This is a genomic window from Burkholderia stabilis (genome assembly GCF_001742165.1).
Classification (GTDB): Bacteria; Pseudomonadota; Gammaproteobacteria; order Burkholderiales; family Burkholderiaceae; genus Burkholderia; species Burkholderia stabilis.
Genome location: NZ_CP016442.1, coordinates 1745139 through 1766002, shown reverse-complemented (window position 1 = coordinate 1766002; position 20864 = coordinate 1745139). Strand labels below are relative to the sequence as shown.

The following is a 20864-nucleotide window of genomic DNA, read 5'->3' as shown; positions in this document are numbered from 1 at the left end:
GCCTTTTCGAGATAAAGCGAAGGAAGCAATGGCACTGGGAGAGCATCTTCGCCAGCAACTGGCGGCGAAAGCGCTGAAACGGCAACTGGAGCGCGCGACCGATGCCGCCGCGGCGCCCGGCGTGCCGGGCACGCCGGCTGCGCAGGCCGCCTCGGCGCGCAGCCGCTTCGAGTCGATGCCGCAGTATCAGCAGGTGCGGATCATGCGCGAGATGGGCGAGAAGCTGCGCGTCGACTCGCCGTTTTTCCGCGTGCACGACGGCGTTGCCGGTGCGACGACGCAGATCGGCGGCCGCGAATACCTGAACTTCGCGAACTACAACTACCTCGGCCTGGCCGGTGACCCGGCGGTCACCGCGCGCGCGAAAGCCGCGATCGACCGCTACGGCACGTCGGCCTCCGCGAGCCGGATGGTCGCGGGCGAGCGCCCGGTGCAGCGCGACCTCGAACGCGCGCTGGCGGCGTTCTACGAGACCGACGACTGCGTCGCGTTCGTGAGCGGCCATGCGACCAACGTGACCGTGATCGGTGCGTTGTTCGGGCCCGGCGACCTGATCGTCCACGATGCGCTTGCGCACAACAGCATCGTGCAGGGCGCGCAGCTGAGCGGCGCGAAGCGGCTGAGCTTCGCGCACAACGACTGGCAGGCGCTCGACGAACTGCTCTCCCGCGCGCGCCGCGAATACCGGCACGTGCTGATCGCGATCGAAGGGCTGTACAGCATGGACGGCGATTTCCCCGACCTGCAGCGCTTCGTCGACGTGAAGACGCGCCACGGCGCGTTCCTGCTGGTGGACGAGGCGCATTCGCTCGGCGTGCTCGGCGCGACCGGCAAGGGCATCCGCGAGCATGGCGGCGTCGCGTCCGACCAGGTCGACATGTGGATGGGCACGATGAGCAAGACGCTGGCCGGCTGCGGCGGTTTCATCGCCGGCTGCCAGCCGCTCGTCGACATGCTGCGCCACCTGGCGCCGGGCTTCCTGTACAGCGTCGGGCTCGCGCCGACGCTCGCCGAAGCGTCGCTGGCCGCGCTCGAGCGCCTGCAGGCCGAGCCGGAGCGCGTCGCGCGGCTGCAGGCGCGCGGGCGGCAGTTCCTGACCGAAGCGCGCGCCGCCGGGCTGAACACGGGCACGAGCGCCGGGTATGCGGTCGTGCCGGTGATCACGGGCAGTTCGCTGAAGGCCGCGCAGTGGGCGAACGCGATGTTCGAGGAAGGGATCAACGTGCAGCCGATCTTCTATCCGGCCGTCGAGGAAAAGGCCGCGCGCCTGCGCTTCTTCATCTGCTCGACGCACGAGCCGGAGCAGATCAGCCGGACGGTCGCCGTGTTGTCGCGGCTCGCGGGACGCGCCGCATGACGCAGGCCGCCGCGTTCGCGCATGCGGCACCGCGCGCCGATGGGCGCCTGCGGTTTCGCGCGGCCGAGGTGGGCGACGCGACGTCGTGCGCGCCGCTCGTGTTCGCGTCCGGCGTGGCCGAATTCGGTTTCTTTCTCGGTGAAAGCGATGCCCGCTGCATCGCGTTCCTGGAGCAGGGATTCCGGTCGCGATACGGGCGCTTCTCGTGGCGCCGGCATCGCGTCGCGGTCGCCGCCGACGGCACGGTGCGCGCCGTGATGGCGATTCACGACGGGCAGCGGACGATGTTCGACGACGTGCACGTGGTCTGGGCGCTGGCGCGCTTCTTTGGCGTGCGCCGCACGATCGGCCAGTTGCTGCGCGGGCTGATCCTCGAGACGGAAATCCCGGCGCCCAAGCGTTCGCAGATCCTCGTCGCACATTGCGCGACGGACGAGCGCCAGCGCGGCACCGGCATCTTCAGCGCGCTGTTTCGCGACGCGCTGGACACCGGCGCATTGCCGGGCGACGGCAGCCGCGACGTCGTGCTCGACGTGCTGACCCGCAACGTGCGCGCCCGCACGCTGTACGAACGGCTCGGGTTCGCCGCGCTGCCGCGCCCGCGCGCCCGTTCGCGCCGGCTGCCCGCCGAACTCGATTCGATCCGGATGCGGTTCACGCGCCGCGGCTGACGGCGCGCGCGGTAGCGGCCGCTACTTGTGCCGCGGGCTGAACGGCCGCTGCTGGACGTCGGCGCCGTGCGCGACGATCGCCATGCTCTCCGGCACTTCCTCCCACGCGCCGCGCAGGTCGACGAGCGGTTCGGACACGACCATGAACGCGTCGTCGCCGGCTTCGGCGATGCGCGGGTTGTGCGGATACAGCGCGTGCAGGTGCTTGAACGACGTGCTGTGGAACAGCGAGCGCGACTGCCGTTCGCTCGAGTAGCGCACCGCGATGATCCGTTCGCCGTCGGTCGCGCAGACCGTCATGTTGAGCGGGTCGGCCACGCGATGCCGCGCCGCGGTTTCCTCGACCACGCCGACCATCCGCTCGAGCGCCGGCAGCGGCGTCTGCTCGAGGCCGTACGTCAGCGCAAGGCGGAACATCAGCTCGGAGTCGGTCGAGCCTTCGAGCGTCGGGAACAGCGCCGGATCGACCTTCAACGTCAGGTCGCGGCGCAGCTTGTGAAAGTCGCGGATCAGCCCGTTGTGCGCGAACAGCCAGCGACCGTGGCGGAACGGGTGACAGTTGGTTTCCTGCACGGGCGTGTCGGTCGCCGCGCGGATATGCGCAATGAACATCCGCGAGCGGATCGCCCGCGCGGCTTCGCGCAGGTTGCGGTCGTTCCACGCGGGATGCACGGAGCGGTAGCGGAACGGCAGTTCGTCGGGGTGGCCGTACCAGCCGATGCCGAAGCCGTCGCCGTTGGTGGTCGTGGCGCCCAGCTCCGAATGCAGGCTCTGGTCGATCAGCGAATGCTTCGCGCGGAACAGCACGGTTTCCAGATGGATCGGATTGCCCGTATAGGCGAGCCAGCGGCACATGGAGCGCTCCTTCACGATGGATCGTTCGCGCATGGTAGCCGAGTTCGCCGCGCGCTCGCGCCTGCGCACGCCGGGGCGGTCGACCGGGCGGGCACGCCGCCCAATCGTCATACGTGGCGTCCGGACGCGCGGCGCCCGGGCGCCGCGCATCGTGGCTGCCGCCGCAGCCGTCGTGCTCAGTCGCCGAGCGCGTCCATCACGCGCGCCGAATAGACGAGCGCCGCGCCCGCATTCAGCGCAATCGCGACGCCGAGCGCTTCCGCCACTTCCTCCCTGGTCGCGCCGTGCTTGGTGGCCTCGGCCGTGTGAACGGCGATACAGCCGTCGCAGCGGGTCGTGACGGCCACCGCGAGCGCGATCAGCTCGCGCGTCTTCGCGTCGAGATGGCCCGTCTTGGCGCCCGCGCCGGACAGCGCCTTGTAGCCGGCCAGCGTATCGGGCGACAGCTTGGCGATGTCGCCGATGCGCGTCGAGAGTTCCTTCCGGTATTCGTTCCAGTTCAGCATGATGCGTCCTTTCGAGAAGAGGTGAGGAGGGCGGCGGGCGCCGCGATCTCGGGCGATGCAGGGCTATTCTGATCGTTCGCGCTGAGGGTTTCGATACGCTAGAGTGTCAATTTTTAGCGCGATCGTCTCATGGATGCGTTGAGTCAATTGTTGTCGCTGGGCCGCAGCCGGGTCGAACTCGACGTGCGCTGCCTGCTCGACGGGCCGTTCGCGATGCCGCACGATCCGTTGCCGCCCGGCGAGGCGGCGTTTCACCTGCTGCTGGCCGGAACGTGCCGGCTGCGTACCGCCGACGGGCGCACGCTGCAACTCGCCGACGGCGATTTCGTGCTGCTGCCCGCGGGCAGCGCGCACGACCTGTTCGATGCGGGTGCCGGCCGGTCGCGGTCGGCCGCGCCGCTGCGCGATTCGCACGCCGGCGGCGGCGCGGTGCTGCCGGTCAAGACGAATCTCGATTCCAACGAACCGGATGGCGCAAGCGTGGACCTGCTCTGTGGACGCTTCGTCTATGCGCGCGGCGCGGGCGAACTGCTGATGCGCACGCTGCCGCACGTGCTGCACGTCGGGTTGCGCGAGGCATCGGGGCCCGCGTCGCTGCAACTGCTGACGAGCGTGCTGCGTACCGAGGCGTCGAACGCGCATCCGGGCGCCGGCGCGATCGTGAACGCATTCGGGCAGGCGCTGCTGGCGTATGCGTTGCGCGCGTACGGCCGCGATGCGCGCGTGCCGTCCGGCTGGCTCGCGCTCGCGGCCGATGCGCGGCTCGGCCAGTCGGTCCAGGCCGTGCTGCAGGCGCCGGAGAAGCCGTGGACGGTCGAGTCGCTCGGCGAAGCTTCCGCGATGTCGCGCGCGACCTATGCGCGGCATTTCCGCGAGAAGGCCGGGATGAGCGTCGGCGCGTTCGTCGCGCAGATCCGGATGATGCACGCGTGCGCGCTGCTGCAGGACACGCAGCGCGGGCAGGCGGAGATCGGGCAGGCGGTTGGCTATCAGTCCGAGGCGGCCTTCGGCAAGGCGTTTCGCGCGGTGCTCGGCACGACGCCCGGGCGCTGGCGGCGCGCGCAGCGCGGAATGTAAGACTGCAAGCGCGGCGTCTTGGCGCGGGGCAAAGCTGCTACCATGCGCAAAACGCAGTTCAACGAAAACGATTTCGAACAAGAAGAAAGAGAGGGCAAAGCAATGAACCAGTCCACCATCCAGCAGCCGTCGTTTGCATTCGTGGCCGCATCGTGGGCCGCGCTGCTCGCGGGTTTCGCGGCATTCCTGATCGGTCTCTGGAACGCCGGCATGCAGCTCAACGAGAAGGGCTACTACTTCACCGTGCTGGTGTTCGGCCTCTATGCGGCGATCTCGCTGCAGAAAAGCGTCCGCGATCGCGCGGAAGGCATTCCCGTCACCGGCATCTACTACGGCCTCAGCTGGATTGCGCTGCTGCTGTCGATCGCGCTGCTGATCGTCGGCCTGTTCAATGCAACGCTGCAGTTGAGCGAGAAGGGTTTCTACGCGATGTCGTTCGTGCTCGCGCTGTTCGGCTCGGTAGCCGTGCAGAAGAACACGCGCGACCTGCAGAACGCGAAGCCGCGCTTTACCGACGCCGATTCCGCGCCGACGATTCAGGAGTGACGGTGCGCGGGGCGGGCGCCCGCAACGGCCGCCCGTTTCGTGAAGCCGTCCGCGGCGCATCGCATTCGCCCGCGCGCCGCAGGCTTCCCGTCGATGCGTTTCATCCATGCCGCCGCGCATGACGATGGAGATACTTCGGATGCCAGATCACACCCCCACCGCACGACATACGCTCGCGGCTGCCCGTTCCGTGGCGTCGAAGGCCGCACTCGTGCTGGAGACGAACAACCTGCGTGGCGGCGCCGGCCTCGCGCAGGCGGTCGACAGCCTGAAGCGCCTCGTGTCGGCGCTGTCGAAGCAGAGCGTGCCGCCCGTGGCGCTCGCGCAATGGATCATCACGCACGACGGCCTGCCCGCTGACGCATGCGCGCAGATCGCCGTGCTGGCCGGCCGCCCGATCGACTTCGTCGAGATCGGTGCGCGCACCGGTTACTACGATGCGAAGAACGACGGATTCGATCGCGTCGACGCGGCGCGCTGTGACTATGTGGTGTTCGGCGATGCCGATTGCCGGCCGGCCGACGACTGGCTCGAGCACCTGCTCGCGCCGTTCGCGCGCGATGACGGCAAAGAGGGCGATGCGCCCGTCGCGGTGGCGGGGCGCACCAGCTACGCGCCGAACGTGCTCGGCATCGCACTCACGTCGATCGATTTCATGTATTTCCCGAGCCCGCTGCGCGACGGCGCGACGCGCAATTTCTACGCGAACAACGTTGCGTTCCGGCACGACGTGTTCGCGCAATTCCGGTACGAGCCGCTCGACGGCGTCTATCGCGCGCATTGCCAGGTGATGGGGCTGCGGATGCAGGCGGCCGGCGTGGCCGTCGAGTTCGCGCCGGCCGCGCACACCGAGCATCGGCTGCCGGACACGCACCGCGAATCGCTGAAGCTGCGCTGGATGCGCGGCGAGGACAGCGTCGGGCTGACGCCGTATCTCGTCAACGCGTATCTGCCGCGCCGATGGCAATGGCTCGGCCGCAGCGGCCCGCTCGGCCCGTTCTGCGTGATGGCGATGCGGCTCGGCTACAGCCTGCGCGCGCTGAATCGCCAGCAACTGCCGCGGCTCGGTGTCGTGCGTTACTTCGCGGCCGCTGGCGTCACGATCGCCGCATCCGCCGTCGATACGCTCGGCGCGCTCGCGCGCGGTTTCGGGCTCGCGGGCCGCGCGTCGGCGCGGCGCGATCTCGAAGCGCTGTCCTATCACCGTCATTGAAGCGGCACCCTGCATCGCTGCGCCACGCCGCATAACCGCACCCATCACGACGACGACCATGCCCTCATTCGCTACCCGTGTTGCCTGCCTCGCCTTGTTTGCCATCGGCGCCCCCGCCCATGCCGCACCGGTCGATCACGCGGGGCGCGGGATCTACCACTTCGCGTCGCAAAGCGGCTGCCCGTTCACGAATGCGGCCGCGACGGACTGCAATCGCGTCGCGCTCGATGCGCCCGACGTTCACGCGAGCATCGATACCGACGCGCACGCGATCGTGTTTTCGAGCGACGCGAATCGCCGCACGAAGGACGTGCTCGGCGACGTGCTGCTGCAGGGCACGGGCGTCGACGGCGGCGGCCGGCGCGTACCGTTGAGCGTGCACGTGCTGCTGCGTCGCGACGGCGCGAAATGGGATCGCGACGTGTACGTCCATGCGCCCGTGCACGGCACGTTCACCGACGTGCGGATCGATCCGTACCGCGTGCGCGTGAAGGAGGGCGACGGCGAGCGCGACGTGCTCACGCCGGACGAAACGCTCGCGCTGTTCGCGCATCCGTCGCTGGCGTCGCGGCTCGCGCGGCATCTCGTGAAGGTGAGCGCGACCGATCCGAAGCAGCCGTCGGCGGACGACATCACGATCGCGCTCGGTGTCGGCGGCCTGACGAAATCGGTTGCGCGCGCGAGCTTCACGTCGAATGCGCCGCGCGACGCCGATGTCGATCGCGCACTGGCGTCCGGCACGTGGTCGGTTCGCTTCGATGCGCTGAGCAATCACATCCCGGTGTGGGTCGCGCAGCGCGAGCTGTTCCTGTTCGGCCTCGATGGCAGCACGCTCGTGAAAGACCTGCGCGAACGCGGCTTCAGGAAAAACGACCGGATCGAATTCGGCGCACGCGACGGCAACGGCTATCTGCGCGTGAACGGCCGCGAGGAACCCTTCGCGGGTGCGGCCGCGTCTGCGCATGCGTTCATGCAGGAAAGCTTCGTCGGCCTGATTCTCGGCTGGCGTCGCGATCCGGCGGCCGCTGCGGCATCCGCGTCGAAATCCGCATCCGCGCGGGGCGTGCCGGTATGAGCACGGCAGGCGAGTTGCCCGCGTCACGGCAGGTGGCGCACGGCGAACGCTTCGACTGTCTCGATGCGCCCGTGCCGCGCGGCGCGGCGCGGGTGCGCGCGTATCTCGTCGATCGCATCAAGCGTGCTGCGATCCGGCAGCTGCATCGCAGCACGCATGGCGAGCGCTGGATGCTGCGCATGTACCTGATCGGCGAGGAAGCGACCGAGTGCGCGCTGCACGAGGACTGGACCGGACAACCGCCGGACTGGCTCGCACCGCGCATCGAGCAGCATCTCGCGGACGAGCGCCGTCACGCGGACGCGTTTGCGGATGCGCTGCGCGTGCGTGGCGTTACACCATCGACGAAGCCGCACGCGCCCGACTGGTTGAGCCGGCGCAAGATCATGCGATGGCGCCGGCTCGCGCAGCGCCATGCACCGCATTTTGCGCAGGGCGTGCTCGTGCCGGCCTATGCGACGGGCCTGTGCGCGGAACAGATGGCGATGCGCGTGCTCGCCCGCCACTGCGCGACGATCGGCGAAGCGCATCCGCTGTATCCGCTGCTCGCGCGCGTGCTTGCCGACGAGACGCGGCACGTCCGGCTTTGTTCGGATACGCTGCGCCGTCTCGTGGCGCCGTCCGAGGCCGCGCAGCTTGCCGCATTGCTGGACGAGATTCGCGCGATCGAAGCCGGCTTCGGCGTGACGGGCGCGCTGGCGATGTACGCGGCCGGATGGGTCCAGTCGCTGCGTCCGCGCGCATGATGCCGCGCATCGTCTATCTCGCGACGGCCGACGCGCGCGGCCACCTGATGCGCGCGCAATTGCTCGTGCATGCGTTGCGCACGGCCGGCGCGCAGGTCGACGTGCTGACGACGTCCGATGAAGGGCAGGCATTCCTGGCTGCATTCGGTATCGACGCAGCCGTGCTGTCGCATCACTACGCGGTGCAGTTCGACGAACGGCAGAACATGCTGCGCGATGCGACCGATCGCAATGTCGCGCAATACGTGTTCAGGCCGACACGCATGCTGCGCGACATCGCGCGGCTGCGTGCGATCGTGCGCGATGCCGATCTCGTGATCAACGACTCGTTTCATCCGGCGTTGCTGTTCATGGGCGTGGTGCCGGGCTGGCGGCGGCGCGTCGTCCACGTGTATGGCGGCAGCCTTCGCCGTGCGCTGACCGCGAATTTCGACGAGCGGTTGCCGCGCGCGCTGGCACGCGCTTTCGCACGGATCGTCGACTGGCAGATCGATTCGGCGCTGTGCTGCATTGAGCATGATTTCGCGTACGACGCGTACGACGATGCACGGCGATCGCACGTGCATTACCGGCTGCCGACGCCGGTGCCGGTCGTCGCCGAACGGCCGGCTGCGGCGCCGACGGCCGCAGCCGTTTATCTGAATCCGCATTTCTGCGATGCCGCGCTCGCCGATGCGCTGTCGGCCGGCATGCGCGACGCGGGGCTCGCCGCGCATCGCGTGGGCGAGGGCTACGCCGGGCGCGACGGCTGGATCGGCGTCGACGCCGACTGGGCCGCGCGCGCCGCCCATGCGCCGCTGATCGTATCGGCGCCCGGCATGGCCGCGCTGTCGATCGCGCGCGTATATCGTCGCCCGATCCTGCTCGTGCAGACCGATCAGCCCGAACAGGCGAGCAACGCCGCGCGCGCGGCGCGGCTGAAACTCGTGCATCGTGTCGTCACGTGGCGCGGCGATGCGGCCGCGTTCCGGCACGAGGTCGGGCAGGCCGCCGCCGACCTGATGCGCGATCCGGGCACGCCGGCGGGAACGATCGCCGGCCGCGAGCATGCACGTGCGCGCGTGGAGGCATGGACGTCGTGCATTCTCGCGTTGCACGCGCGTGCGCAGACGGCCGACGCGGAAGCGCGATGCGAGGCGCCGGCACCGAGATGAGCACCTTGTCGTTTCGTGACGATCGCCGGCTCGATATCCGGCAGATGCTGGCCGCGACGTTCGGCATGGCCGCGGGCCTCGTGATCTTCTTTCTGCTGGAACGCGGTGTCACGCCGCGCTATGTGTTTGCCACGGAGATCGATGCGCGGATTCCATTCATCGCGTGGTCGTGGTTCGTCTATGTCGGTTTCTTTCCGTTCGTGATTGCGCTCGCCGCATACGCGCGGCCGCCTGCGTTCGCCGCGTTCAAGGAGGCCGTGCTGATCGCGTTCGTGGCCGGTGTCGTCTGCTTCCTGCTGTTTCCGGAAATCGTGCCGCGGCCGGACGTCGCGGAGATCGGCAACGCGTTCGTGCGGCATCGTCTCGCGCGCATGTGGCAGCTCGATCTCGCGGCGAACGGTTTTCCGAGCCTGCATGTCGCGGTGACGTGCCTCGCCTGCCGGATGCTGGCGGACCGGCGCCGGCTCGCGGTGGCGGCGATCGGCGTGCTGATCTGTGCGTCGACGCTGACGCTCAAGCAGCATACGGTCGCCGACGTGGCGGGCGGCGTGGCGCTCGCAGCAGTCAGTGCGCTGTGGGTCGAGCGGCGTTCGCCGCGCAGGAGGCTCGCATGACGGACGTCCTTCTTCACCATGCCGGATCGAACGCCGAGCTTGCGCGGTTCGTGCCCGATCCCGCGTTGTTCCGCGTGAACGCTTTGCGCGTCGGCGCGGCGTTGGCAGGCGACTGGCTGATGATTGCCGCGGCGTTCGCGGGTGCGATCGCGTTTGCGCATCCGCTCGCGTATGCGTGCGCCGCGATCGTGATCGCGCGCAGCCAGCTCGCGCTTGCCGTGATGATGCACGAAGGCGCGCACGGGTCGCTCGCGCGGAGCCGTCGCATCAACGACGTGCTTGGCCAGGTGTTCGCGGCAGGACCGCTGTGGCTGTCGCTGCGCACGTATCGAGCGGGTCATCTGAAGCATCATCGCGCGCCGATGCAGGCGGACGATCCCGTTGCACTGCTGTTCGGCGTTCACGACTATCCGGTGACGCGCAGGCAACTGATCGGTCGCCTGCTCGCGTACGCGTGCGGCATCGGCTACGTGACGAGCGTCGTGAAGCTCGCGCGCGGCGAGTTCGCGCATGCGTTGCCGAAGGTTCGGAAGTCGCGTGCGTATGCCGCGTGGGAAGTCGCGTCGATGCTGGCCGCCAACGGTGTGCTGTTCGGCGCGCTCGCGCTGGCCGGACATCCGCTGCTGTACGTCGCCTTGTGGATCGCGCCGTCCGTCACGCTTCTGCCGCTTGCCGGGCAGGTGCGCGCGATTTTCGAGCACGCGGGGCTGCCGGCCGGCTCGGACCAGAGCCGCAACGCGCGCACGATCGGCCGGCGTTCGTGGCAGACGTTCCTGTTCGGCCCGCATGCGATTCATTTTCATATCGAACATCACCTGTTCGCGAGGATGCCGTTCCATAACCTGCCGATCGTGCATCGGCAACTCGCGCAGCGGCAGTTGCTGCCCGATGCCAATCTGTACGCGGGATACGGGGCGGTGCTGCGCGACGTGAGCGTGCGCTGACGTGTCGTGTGGCACGTGCCTATATTCGAGGAGCAATAACGTGAAGGTGGATTTCAAGCCGCGTGTCGTGCGGCGGGCCATGTTTTCGGTGGCGTTCACGATGCTGGCGGCCGGCGTATACGCGCAAACGGAGCCGGCCAGGACCGATGCGCCGGCCGTCATCCCGGTCGGCAACGGCCCGGCCGGTATCGCGTTCGGGCCGGACGGCAAGCATCTGTACGTCACCAGCAACGGCGACAACGCCGTTGCGGTGATCGACGTTGCCGCCGCGCGTCGTGTGCGCGATCTCGGCGATCCACCGGCGAAAGCGGCCAGGGATGGTTGCCCCGACAATTTCTGTCGCGGGATCGGCGCGACGGGTATCGCGATCGCCACCGACGAGCGCCATGCTTACGTCAGCTCGATGCGCGCCGATTCGCTGGCGAGACTCGATCTCGACAGCGCGCGTGTCGATGGCGTCGCGAAAGTGCAGCGCTTTCCGCAGGCCGTCGCCGTGTCGCCGGACGGCGCGCGCGCGTATGTCCTGAACGTGGTCGCCAACTCGGTATCCGTCGTCGATCTCGCGACGTTCCGCACGCTCGGCAAGCCGATTGCGCTGAGCGGCGGGAATGCCGGCAACCAGCCCTTCGGGCGGCCTGCCGCACTGGCACTGTCTGCGGACGGCCGGCGCCTGTTCGTGACGAACGGCGTGGCGGGTGGCATCGACGCATTCGACACGCAGACGCGCGCGCAGGTCGGTACGATCGCCGATGCCGATGCATACGACGTCGCGGTCGAGCCGGGTTCCGGCGATCTGGTCGCGCTGTTTCGTGACGGCATCGCGGCTTATGACGCGAACACGCTTCGGCCGCGCCAGGCCGCGCAGTATTGCCGCGCGCTGACGAGTTATCACTTCGCGTTCAGCCCGGACGGCCGCACGGTGGCGTTCAGCCTGCCGCAGGAAAACACGGTGCTGATCGCCGATCGCGCGACGGGCATGCTGCGCGCCGCGTATCGCACTGGTGAATGGCCGCTTGCGCTGGCGTTCAGCCCCGACGGTAGCCGGCTCGCCGTGCTCAATGCGAGCCAGGCCGGCAGCGTGTCGTTGTTCGATGCGCGCGATCCGGGGCGGCTGGCCGACTATGTGGCCGCCAGCGGCGAGCTGTTCTGCCGACCGGCCGCGCAGGCCGCGTCGCAATGAGCGAAGAAAATCGCCCGGATGCCCGCGCGTTGCGCGTGTCGGCAGCGGGTACGAATGGAACGGGCAAGGAGAAGAAGATGATCCGGAATGCGAACGGAGTCGGTTTGCGCATCGCCACATGCGCGGCCGTGGCCGTGCTGTTGAGCGCGTGCGGCGGTTTTCCGCTGGCTGGCGGGCCGTCGCTCGAATGGGTGGCCGGCACGCCGGGTTCGGAAGGCAATCTCGACGGCACCGGCACGGCTGCGCGTTTCGCCGGCAGCCTGAAGCTGCATGCGGACCGCGACGGCGGCGTGCTCGTGCTCGACACGTACGCGTCGACCGTGCGGCATATCGATGCGCAGGGCCGCGTGACGACGCTGGCCGGCAGGAGCGGGGTACGCGCGTACCTGGACGGTGCGTCCGCCGCCGCGCGTTTCGACCAGCCGGGCGACGCCGTGCGTGCGCCGGACGGCACCGTCTATGTGGCCGACACCGGCAACTCGCTGGTGCGCGCGATCCGGCCGGACGGCACCGTCGCCACGATTGCCGGCGTGCCGGGCAAACCGGGCGATGCAGACGGTCCGCGCGGTGTCGGGCAGCTCGATCATCCTGACGCGATCGCGCTGGACGGACAGGGTCGGCTCTGGACGCGCGAGCAGTATTCGGGCCATTTGCGCATCGTCGGCGCCGACGGATCGGTCGCGACGTGGAAGCAGCCGGACGGCGATTGCACGCCGTCGGGCATCCGTGCGATCGCGGCGAGCCCGGATGGCGCGATCTGGATCACCGACGGCAAGACGTTCGGCCATGTGACGCCGGACGGCTACACGCCGTTGCCTTCGTGCAAGGCTGCCGATGCGTCGGACGATGCGAAGGCCGCGAGCGAAGCGGCCGCCGCCGCCGTGCGCGTGCCGCCCGAAGCCGGCCCGGTCGCGGCGCTGGCCGGCAGCGTGCCGTTCATCGGGGCGGCGCCTGCCGGGGCGGGCGACAAGAACACCGAAGCAAACGACGAGCAGGACGATCCCGGCTACATTGCGCTGGCGTTCGACGGCGCGGGACAGATGATCGCGGCGAGCGCACGTTCGATCGTGACCGTCGGCGCCGACGGCAAGCCGGGCGCGACCGTGCGCATCGCGCAACCGGCGTCGCGCCGCGGACGCTCGGACGATCGCGACCTGACGTCGCTGGCGATCGACGGATCGGGGCGCAGGCTGGTGACGACCGGCAGCGGTGAGGTCGTGCTGCAGGCGGCGCCGGACGGCCGGCTGCTCGCGTATGCAGGGGTGAGCAACCGCAGCGACGGGCTGATGGTGGCCGATGCGGCGGACGCGAAGGCCGCGCGGTTGCCGGGATCGGTCGACGACGACTTCGCGGTTGCCGCCGACGGCACGATCTACTACGTCGATCGTCTCGACGACGCGATCTACCGGATCGCGCCGGACGGCAAGGGCGAGCTCTGGGCGGGCGCGCCGGACGACAAAGGCCGCAGCGACGGGCCGCGGTTGAATGCGCGCTTTCGCTATCCGTCGGGGCTTGCGCTGGATGCGTCGGGCAACCTTTACGTCGCGGACAGCGGCAATGCGCTGATCCGGCGTATCGATCCGCAGGGCAACGTGCAGACGGTGAGCGGCACGGTCAGCGACCAGACGCGGGTCGACGGCCCGTTCGCGCAGGCGACCTTCTGGCGGCCGCGCTACCTGCGTTTCGATCGCGACGGCCGGTTGTACGTGCTCGACGACAGCCCGTACGTGGCGGGCCGCGGTGCGCGCATCCGTCGGCTCGATTTCTCGACCGGAACGGTTGCGACGGTGGCACGCGAGGAGCAGCAGTACAAGATTCCACGCGAAGACGTCGAGCGTTTCGTCGCGAGCAGGCGACGGCCGGGGAGCTACGAGGATCTGGCGATCGGCCCGCAGGGACAGCTCTACGTATTGAGCCGCGACGTGATCTGGCAGATCGACCCCTCGACCGGCGCCCACCGCATCCATTTCCTGCCGGGGCCGTGGCCGGCCGCGGAGCACGCGTACTACGGCGCGCTCGCGAATGCGAAGTCGCGCGACGAGGAAGACCGGCTGCGCAACAACCTGATCAGTTGCGACTGGACGTGGTGCATGCCCGACCGGATCGCGGCCGATGCGAGCGGCAACGTGTACGTGAGCGACGGCGGAAACCATACCGTGTTGCGGATCGACGCGAAGGGCGAGGCCGCGGTGATCGCCGGACAGCTCGGGTCACGCGGCAATCGGCCGGGGGTATTGCCGGGTTCGTTGAATCGTCCGGCGGGGATGGTCGTCACGCCGCACGACGATCTGTTCGTCGAAGTGGGGGAGGCGGGGATCATGCGGGTGCGCGCGCCGGGTGCGGCGGTAGCGCAGGTGCCCGTTGCGGCGGCGACGTCGGAAGGGGCCGTGGCGGTGAACGCGCATCAGCCGTGACGCGTATTGCGATTGCGGCTTGCTTGCCGGCGCGCAGCGCATGTGCCGTTCGGTATCGGGACGCCTGGTGGATGACCAGACCCGCAGGTTCAATTTCGTCGTGTTGGTGATCGGCGTGATCCTGACGGTGTGGGGTGTGACCGCGATCAGCGAACGGTTCGCTTTCATCGCGGCGTCCGTTGCCGCACCGGGAACGGTCGTCCGGTTGAATGACGGAGGGCATCACCCGCAGATCGCCTTCGTGACGCAAAGCGGCGAGCCCGTGTCGCTTCCGGCGAGTTTCGTGTCGGTCGCGGTGGGCGCACGGTTCCGGTGCGCCATGACCCGGCCAGGCCGCGCGCCACCGCGGAAGTCGATACGTTCATGAACGACTGGTTCGAGTCGATCATGCCGAGCGTTTTCATGGTTGCGTTTCTGTATGGCGGCTTCACGGGGCAACCGCTTCGGCCGAGGTGCGGCCGTGGATAAGCGAGTGCGTGGCGGGAATGCAGAATGAAGATGCGAGACCCCCGGCCGGCGGAGCAAAAGAAATGAGGCTTGGCAGCGGTAGCGTTCCGGGGCGATTGCCCGAATGTGAAGAGAAACGCGGAAGGGCGACGTTCGTCCGGCGAGTCGCGCAGGGTGCCCGGTGCTTGCGTATCTGACCGGAAATGGCGAGTCGAAATTCCGATCTCGACGCGCCAGGACGCAGACGCAAAAAAGCCTCCGCGCGGGAGGCTTCAATTGCAACTATCGAAAAGATAATTGGTAGGGTGGGAGGGACTCGAACCCTCGACTCTCTGATTAAAAGTCAGATACTCTAACCAACTGAGTTACCACCCCACGCCCTCAAAAACTGCTTGAGAACGAAAAAACTCGGAGTCGCTGCTCGATCAATTGAGCAACGACCTAAAGAGCAAAAGATTATAGCGGCGGATTGCCGGTCAGTCAACAATCCGACACGATAATTATTTGATCGTTTCGAGCTTGCCCTGCGCCGTCTGTGCTGCGTTCGACCCGGCGTACTGCGACACGACCTGCTCGAACGTCTTCTTTGCGGCCGCCTTCTGGCCTTGCTCGAGCTGGTTCGTACCGATCGCCACGAGGGCGTCGGCTGCGCGCGGGTGCTGCGGGTACTTGCTGACGATCCCTTGCCACGTCGCGGTCGAACCGCGGTAGTCGCGCAGCGCGTATTGCGCATTGCCGAGCCAGTACTGCGCGGTCGGCTGGTAGGGGCTCTGCGGATACTTCGCGATGAAGCTGCGGAACGAAGCCGCTGCCGCCTTGAAGTTGCCGTTGCGGAACTGCTGCTGCGCCGCGCTGAGCGCATCCGTTTCACCCGGCTGCACGGTGCCTTCGACACCGTCGATCGTCGCCTGCTGCGGCTCGAACTTCTTGAGCCGCGTGTCGAGATCCTGGTAGTACTCCTTCTGCTGCCGTTCGAGTGTCGTCAGCCGGTTCGTCAGGTCCTCGTTCTCGCCGCGCAGCGTCGCGACCTGCTGGTTCAGCTGGTCGAGACGGCCGGATTGATCGAGGATCGTACGCTGGGCGGCGGACAACTGGCTCGCCAGGTTGTCGGTCTTGCTGCGCAGGTCGAGCACGGCGCGGCGCGCTTCGTTGTCGTCGAACACGCCGGCGTGCGCCGGCGCGGCCGACCACGCCGCGCCGGCGACGCAGAAGGCTGCGGCTGCACGCAGCCAGGTTACACGGTGCGTCATACGGCGATTCTTCCGTTACTTACTGTTGGTAGACGAGGTCGGCGCGACGGTTCTGCGCCCACGATGCTTCGTCGTGACCCGTTGCCTGCGGCTTTTCCTTGCCGAGGCTCACGGCTTCCATCTGCGAATCGTTCACGCCGAGCAGCGCCATCGCGCGGCGGACGGCTTCCGCACGCTTCTGGCCCAGCGCGAGGTTGTACTCGCTCGTGCCGCGTTCGTCGGTGTTGCCCTGGATCAGCACGTGACGCTGCGGGTGGCTCTTCAGGTACTGAGCGTGCTGCTGCATCAGCGACTGGTAATCGTCCTTCACCGAATAGCTGTCGAAGTCGAAGTAGATGCTGCGCTTCGCGAGCGGGCTGTTCGGGTCGTTCAGCGGATCGACGTTCACTTGCGCGACGTTGTCGGCGCTCGGTTGCGTGCTGACCGCACCCGCGTTGTTCGCCTTGTCGTCGAGCTTCACGCCCGACTTGCACGCTGCGAGCGCGCTGATCATCATCACGGCCAAGGCCAGACGAGCTTTATTCGACATCATGGTTACTCTCCTTGTGGTCATTGCATGAAGGGCCCCCACGACGGCTCGCGAACGGAGCCGCCCTGGACGGACAGGATTTGCGGCGGCGCGCTGCCGTCGGAGGGCACTGCAGCCAGAACGTTGCGACCACCCGACTGGGTAGCGTACAGGAGGTACTGGCCGTTTGCCGCGAAGCTCGGCGATTCGTCGCGATTCGTATTCGTGATGGCGTTCGCCGCGCCGGATTGCAGATCCTGAACGTACAGCTTGAAGCCCCCGCCGGTGCGGGAGATGTAAGCGAGCAGCTTGCCGTCCGGGCTCACGCGCGGGCTCGTGTTGTAGCTGCCGGTGAAGGTCACGCGCTGTGCGGCGCCGGCGCTTTCGCCTTGTGCGGGCATCCGGTAGATCTGCGGCGCACCGCCGCGATCGCTCGTGAAGTAGATCCAGCGGCCGTCCGGCGAGTAGAACGGCTCGGTGTCGATCGAGCTGCTCTGCGTGAGACGGCGCAGGCCGCCGCCGTTCGCGTTGACCGTATAGATTTGCGTATTGCCCGTCAGCGACAGCGCGACCGCGAGCGTGTTGCTGTCCGGCGACCATGCCGGCGCGCTGTTGTTGCCCTTCTGGTCGGAGACCATGTAGCGGCGGCCGGTCGGCAGGTCATGGATGTAGACGATCGGCTTCTTGCGCTCGAACGACACGTACGCGACCTTCGTGCCGCTCGGCGACCAGGCCGGCGAGATGATCGGCTCGGTGCTCGACAGCGCGATGCGCGCGTTCTGGCCGTCCGAATCCGAGATCTGCAGCTGGTAGCGGTTGCCGGTCTTGATCACGTACGACAGGCGCGTCGCGAATACGCCGCGCACGCCGAGCAGCTTCTGGTAGATGTAGTCGGCGATCTTGTGGCCGGCCGTGCGCAGCGTGGTGTCGGTGGCCGTCAGCGACAGGCCGCCGAGGCTTTGCTGCTTCACGGTGTCGTACAGGATGAAGTTGACCTTGTACTGGCCGTTCGCCTCGCGGTTCACGCTGCCGGCGACGAATGCATTCGCGCCCTTGGCCTTCCATGCGCCGAGATCGACCGATGCGGTCTCGGGCACGGGCGTGCTGCCCGCGTCGACGTTGGTGAATTTGCCGCTGCGGGCGAGGTCGGCGCGAACGATCGACGTGACCTGCTGCGGCAGGCCGGCCTCGTTCGCGAAGTTCGCGGTGGCGATGGGGAACTGGGTCGACCCGACACCGGTGATCAGCACGTTGACCTGGGCGTTAGCGGCGTTGCCCGCCGCAATCAGACACGAGGCCACGAGTGCCCTGAAACCTAGTTTTGTCATCAAACTCATGCTTCTTGCTTCCCGTATGACTTGGATCGCTGCGCAACCGCAGAGAGACAGTAAAAATACCCGATTCGTTCCCGTCTGACAGCGACGCCCGGAGTGTAAGCGTATTTCCTTTCACTCCGCCGCCTTGAAGGTAATCGTAATGTCCGACGGGGTACGACCGTTAGAATCGGGCGGCAACGGGACCGATGCGTGGATCGCATTGACCACGGCTTGATCCCACCCCGAATTCCCGCTGGAACGGGAAACCGATGCGCTCAATACGTCACCGGACGGCGTGCACCGAATCTTGACGACGGTGGTCAGGCCTGCGCGCTCGCCACCCCAAACGATGTTCGGCTTGACGCGGCGGCGCACCTTGTCGGCATAGCCGGGCGTCGCGGCGTTGCCGCCGGAACCCGTGCCCGTGCCGCTTTTCGCGAGGCCTTCGCCGCCGCCTTCACCGGCGCCGGACAGACCCTGCATCTGCGCGAGACGCGCGCTGCGCTCGCGGTCGAGCTTCGCGTTTGCCGCCGCGCTGGCCTTCGCGCGTGCCGTGGCTTCGGCCTTCGCCTTGGCCTGGGCTTCCGCCTTTGCCTTCGCGGCCGCGTCAGCCTTCGCTTTCGCCGCCTGCTGCGCTTCGAGCTGCGCCTGCTTCTGCTGCTGGAGTTTCTGCTGTTCGAGCTTCTGCTGCTCGGCGAGCTGCTGTTGCTTGAGCTTGTCGGCCTGCTTCTGCTTTTCGCGGTCGGCGGCCTTTTGCGCGGCGAGTGCGGCTGCCTGCTGCGCGGCAAGCTGGGCGCGCCGGGCGTCGTCTTCCTGCTGCGCCTTCAGTTGCTGCGCGCGGCGCTGCTGCTCGAGCAGCGCTTCGCGCGCGGCCGCTTCCTGCTGGCGCTTCTTCTGCTGCAACGCGATGTCGGCCTGCTCGTCCCGTACCGGGGGAGGGGGCGGCGCGACCTTCGCGGGCGGCGTGGGCGTGACGACAGGCCGCGGTGCGGGTACGTCGGGCATCTCGGTCCACAGTTCGGCTTCGGCGCCGGCCGGCGTGCTGTTCTGCCACTGCACGCCGTGATAGAGAAACAGCGCGAGCAGCACGTGCATCAGCGCGGCGAGCGCGAACGCGCGCCACGTGCCGCGCTCGCGAGGAGGCCGAGGCGGATAGCCGGTGCTGCGCGTGGATTGCTGCGCGTTCATTGCGATTTGACGAGGAGGCCGACGCGCTTGACGCCGCGCGCCTTCAGATCCGACATCACGGTCATGACCGCATCGTACTGCACGGTCTTGTCGGCCGCGATCACGACCGGCTGGTCGGGATGATCGGCCTGCCGGGCCGAGATGAAGCTGTCGAGCTCGGCCTTCGTCATCGTGTCTTCCTGGGTCGCGCCCGAGTCGCCCTTGTACTTGACGCTCATCGTGCGGTCGGCCTTGATGTTGACGACGACGGGCGGCGTCTGCTCCTGCGGCGCGGCGTTGCCGACGGTCGGCAGGTTGATGATCGACGGGGCGACGAGCGGTGCGGTGACCATGAAGATCACGAGCAGCACCAGCATCACGTCGATGTACGGCACGACGTTGATGTCGGCCATCGCGCGGCGCGAGCGGCCGCCGCGCATGCTGGATCGGATGGGGCTTCCTGCCATGGCGCGCTCCTTACTGGGCCTGACGCTGCAGGATGTTCGAGAACTCTTCGATGAAGGTCTCGAAGCGGATCGCGAGGCGGTCGATGTCGTGCGCGTAGCGGTTGTACGCGACCACTGCCGGAATCGCGGCGAACAGGCCGATCGCGGTGGCGACGAGCGCCTCGGCGATGCCCGGTGCGACGTTCGCGAGCGTCGCCTGCTGCACGTTCGCGAGGCCGCGGAACGAGTTCATGATCCCCCAGACCGTGCCGAACAGACCGATGTACGGGCTGACCGAGCCGACCGATGCGAGGAATGCGAGGTTTGCTTCGAGCACGTCCATTTCACGCTGGAACGACGCGCGCATCGCGCGGCGCGCACCGTCGAGCACGAGGCCCGGATCGCTGATGCGTTTTTCCTTCGCTTTCAGGAATTCGCGCATCCCCGATTCGAAGATTCGCTCGAGCGCACCGATCGTGTGGCGGTTGTTGGCCGCGCTCTGGTACAGCGCCTGCAGGTCGCCGCCCGACCAGAAATCCTTCTCGAAGCGTTCGGTCTGCGCGCGCGCGCGGCGGATCGCGAACCACTTGCGGAAGATGAAGGTCCACGACATCAGCGACAGCAACAGCAGCAGTCCCATCACGGCCTGGGCCAGCACGCTCGCATTGAGGACGAGGGAAATGATCGACAGGTCTTGAGAAGTGTTCATAGAGGTTTGAGTAACGTCCCTTCGGGGCGCCCGGTATGCGTGTGGCGCGGCGCGCCGGTCACGCCTGACGCCGAACCTTGCTTAGTATCGAATCAGGAAGGCAAGTTCATAGGCCTTGTCTAAACGGGGCTCATGCGAGCTTCGTTGACAATACAGTCTGCCCGGCGTCGATGACGGGCCCGCGTTGCAGCGCGTCGAGCACGGCCGGCGGGATGGCCGCGGGCCGGATGCCGTTACGGTCGACGCAGCCGAGGCGGATGTGCCCGGCCACGAGCAGCGTGTTTCCGCACCAGGCTTCCTGCGTAAATTCCACCGATGCGCGGCCGATGCGTCCGGGCCGGCTCGTGATCGCCAGCGTGTCGTCGAGTCGCGCCGGCGCGCGGTAGTCGAGCGACGTGCTGCGGACGATGAAGATCGCGCCGGTGTCGTCGGCGAGCCGGCGCTGGTCGATGCCGCATGCGCGCAGCCACTCGGTGCGGGCACGCTCGAAGAACTTCAGGTAGTTGGCATAGAAGACGATGCCGCCTGCGTCGGTATCCTCGTAGTACACGCGCACCGGCCAGGTAAAGCCGGAAGGCGCTTCCGGGGAGCGGGTAGGCTGAGTCATGGCGCGCATTTTACCGGAAGGCCGGGACCGGATTCGTAACCGTTTCGTAACGGAATGTAGTA

The 20864-nt window shown here is 67.8% G+C and carries 22 protein-coding genes and 1 tRNA gene; 13 read left to right on the top strand and 10 right to left on the bottom strand.

Features of this window, described 5'->3' with window-relative positions; genetic code table 11:
- The first annotated feature begins 28 nt into the window (after positions 1 to 28).
- On the top strand, positions 29 to 1357 hold the full coding sequence (locus BBJ41_RS08280) for an aminotransferase class I/II-fold pyridoxal phosphate-dependent enzyme (RefSeq protein WP_069746101.1): 1329 nt from the start codon (positions 29 to 31) through the stop codon (positions 1355 to 1357).
- Positions 1354 to 2028 carry a GNAT family N-acetyltransferase gene (locus tag BBJ41_RS08275; RefSeq protein ID WP_069746100.1) on the top strand — a complete coding sequence of 225 codons (675 nt, stop codon included), beginning with the start codon at positions 1354 to 1356 and terminating at the stop codon, positions 2026 to 2028. The genes BBJ41_RS08280 and BBJ41_RS08275 overlap by 4 nt, the downstream gene beginning before the upstream one ends.
- A 21-nt stretch (positions 2029 to 2049) precedes the next feature.
- Here BBJ41_RS08275 and BBJ41_RS08270 read toward each other — a convergent pair whose 3' ends face one another.
- Positions 2050 to 2883 (bottom strand): class II glutamine amidotransferase, encoded by an 834-nt coding sequence (locus BBJ41_RS08270; RefSeq protein WP_069746099.1) that lies wholly within the window; start codon positions 2881 to 2883, stop codon positions 2050 to 2052.
- Between the two features lie 176 nt (positions 2884 to 3059).
- A complete protein-coding gene (locus tag BBJ41_RS08265) occupies positions 3060 to 3389 on the bottom strand; it encodes a carboxymuconolactone decarboxylase family protein (protein ID WP_069746098.1) in 330 nt (109 codons plus the stop codon).
- A gap of 129 nt (positions 3390 to 3518) precedes the next feature.
- Between BBJ41_RS08265 and BBJ41_RS08260 the strand changes: the two genes are divergently transcribed.
- The 11 genes from BBJ41_RS08260 to BBJ41_RS08210 all read left to right on the top strand — a co-directional run bounded on the left by BBJ41_RS08260 (position 3519) and on the right by BBJ41_RS08210 (position 14719).
- Complete coding sequence (locus tag BBJ41_RS08260; protein ID WP_069746097.1) at positions 3519 to 4466, top strand: cupin domain-containing protein; 948 nt, start codon at positions 3519 to 3521, stop codon at positions 4464 to 4466.
- A gap of 102 nt (positions 4467 to 4568) precedes the next feature.
- Positions 4569 to 5012, top strand: coding sequence for an inner membrane protein YiaA (gene yiaA / locus BBJ41_RS08255; RefSeq protein WP_069747632.1), 444 nt, complete (start codon positions 4569 to 4571; stop codon positions 5010 to 5012).
- A 139-nt stretch (positions 5013 to 5151) separates the two neighbouring features.
- The gene (locus BBJ41_RS08250; RefSeq protein ID WP_069747631.1) at positions 5152 to 6225 is read left to right on the top strand and encodes a glycosyltransferase family 2 protein; all 1074 of its coding nucleotides are present in this window, start codon (positions 5152 to 5154) and stop codon (positions 6223 to 6225) included.
- 58 nt (positions 6226 to 6283) lie between these two features.
- Entirely contained in the window at positions 6284 to 7300 is a 1017-nt protein-coding gene (locus tag BBJ41_RS08245; RefSeq protein ID WP_069746096.1) for a hypothetical protein, read from the top strand.
- Entirely contained in the window at positions 7297 to 8046 is a 750-nt protein-coding gene (locus BBJ41_RS08240) for a ferritin-like domain-containing protein (RefSeq protein WP_083281826.1), read from the top strand. The genes BBJ41_RS08245 and BBJ41_RS08240 overlap by 4 nt, the downstream gene beginning before the upstream one ends.
- Positions 8043 to 9200 (top strand): glycosyltransferase family protein, encoded by a 1158-nt coding sequence (locus tag BBJ41_RS08235; RefSeq protein WP_069746095.1) that lies wholly within the window; start codon positions 8043 to 8045, stop codon positions 9198 to 9200. The genes BBJ41_RS08240 and BBJ41_RS08235 overlap by 4 nt, the downstream gene beginning before the upstream one ends.
- Positions 9197 to 9814 carry a phosphatase PAP2 family protein gene (locus BBJ41_RS08230; protein ID WP_069747630.1) on the top strand — a complete coding sequence of 206 codons (618 nt, stop codon included), beginning with the start codon at positions 9197 to 9199 and terminating at the stop codon, positions 9812 to 9814. The genes BBJ41_RS08235 and BBJ41_RS08230 overlap by 4 nt, the downstream gene beginning before the upstream one ends.
- Positions 9811 to 10758 (top strand): fatty acid desaturase family protein, encoded by a 948-nt coding sequence (locus BBJ41_RS08225; protein WP_069746094.1) that lies wholly within the window; start codon positions 9811 to 9813, stop codon positions 10756 to 10758. The genes BBJ41_RS08230 and BBJ41_RS08225 overlap by 4 nt, the downstream gene beginning before the upstream one ends.
- Before the next feature lie 40 nt (positions 10759 to 10798).
- Complete coding sequence (locus BBJ41_RS08220; RefSeq protein ID WP_069746093.1) at positions 10799 to 11938, top strand: YncE family protein; 1140 nt, start codon at positions 10799 to 10801, stop codon at positions 11936 to 11938.
- Positions 11935 to 14352 (top strand): NHL repeat-containing protein, encoded by a 2418-nt coding sequence (locus tag BBJ41_RS08215; protein ID WP_069746092.1) that lies wholly within the window; start codon positions 11935 to 11937, stop codon positions 14350 to 14352. The genes BBJ41_RS08220 and BBJ41_RS08215 overlap by 4 nt, the downstream gene beginning before the upstream one ends.
- Positions 14353 to 14419: 67 nt before the next feature.
- Positions 14420 to 14719 carry a hypothetical protein gene (locus tag BBJ41_RS08210; protein WP_156814752.1) on the top strand — a complete coding sequence of 100 codons (300 nt, stop codon included), beginning with the start codon at positions 14420 to 14422 and terminating at the stop codon, positions 14717 to 14719.
- A 378-nt stretch (positions 14720 to 15097) separates the two neighbouring features.
- On the opposite strand, the gene BBJ41_RS08205 is transcribed toward BBJ41_RS08210, so the two are convergent.
- From BBJ41_RS08205 to ybgC, 8 genes are all read right to left on the bottom strand, one after another.
- Positions 15098 to 15174 (bottom strand) — tRNA-Lys (locus BBJ41_RS08205).
- Between the two features lie 125 nt (positions 15175 to 15299).
- Positions 15300 to 16049 carry a tol-pal system protein YbgF gene (gene ybgF / locus BBJ41_RS08200; RefSeq protein ID WP_069746090.1) on the bottom strand — a complete coding sequence of 250 codons (750 nt, stop codon included), beginning with the start codon at positions 16047 to 16049 and terminating at the stop codon, positions 15300 to 15302.
- Positions 16050 to 16068: 19 nt separating this feature from the next.
- Complete coding sequence (gene pal, locus BBJ41_RS08195; protein WP_021157174.1) at positions 16069 to 16581, bottom strand: peptidoglycan-associated lipoprotein Pal; 513 nt, start codon at positions 16579 to 16581, stop codon at positions 16069 to 16071.
- A gap of 17 nt (positions 16582 to 16598) precedes the next feature.
- Positions 16599 to 17894 carry a Tol-Pal system beta propeller repeat protein TolB gene (tolB, locus tag BBJ41_RS08190; RefSeq protein WP_069746089.1) on the bottom strand — a complete coding sequence of 432 codons (1296 nt, stop codon included), beginning with the start codon at positions 17892 to 17894 and terminating at the stop codon, positions 16599 to 16601.
- Between the two features lie 111 nt (positions 17895 to 18005).
- On the bottom strand, positions 18006 to 19061 hold the full coding sequence (gene tolA / locus BBJ41_RS08185; RefSeq protein ID WP_069746088.1) for a cell envelope integrity protein TolA: 1056 nt from the start codon (positions 19059 to 19061) through the stop codon (positions 18006 to 18008).
- Positions 19058 to 19507: a protein TolR gene (tolR, locus tag BBJ41_RS08180; RefSeq protein WP_006484943.1), complete on the bottom strand. Its 450-nt coding sequence runs from the start codon at positions 19505 to 19507 to the stop codon at positions 19058 to 19060. The genes tolA and tolR overlap by 4 nt, the downstream gene beginning before the upstream one ends.
- Positions 19508 to 19517: 10 nt before the next feature.
- Entirely contained in the window at positions 19518 to 20195 is a 678-nt protein-coding gene (gene tolQ / locus BBJ41_RS08175; protein ID WP_021157170.1) for a protein TolQ, read from the bottom strand.
- A gap of 130 nt (positions 20196 to 20325) precedes the next feature.
- Positions 20326 to 20811, bottom strand: coding sequence for a tol-pal system-associated acyl-CoA thioesterase (gene ybgC / locus BBJ41_RS08170; RefSeq protein ID WP_069746087.1), 486 nt, complete (start codon positions 20809 to 20811; stop codon positions 20326 to 20328).
- Positions 20812 to 20864 lie beyond the last annotated feature (53 nt).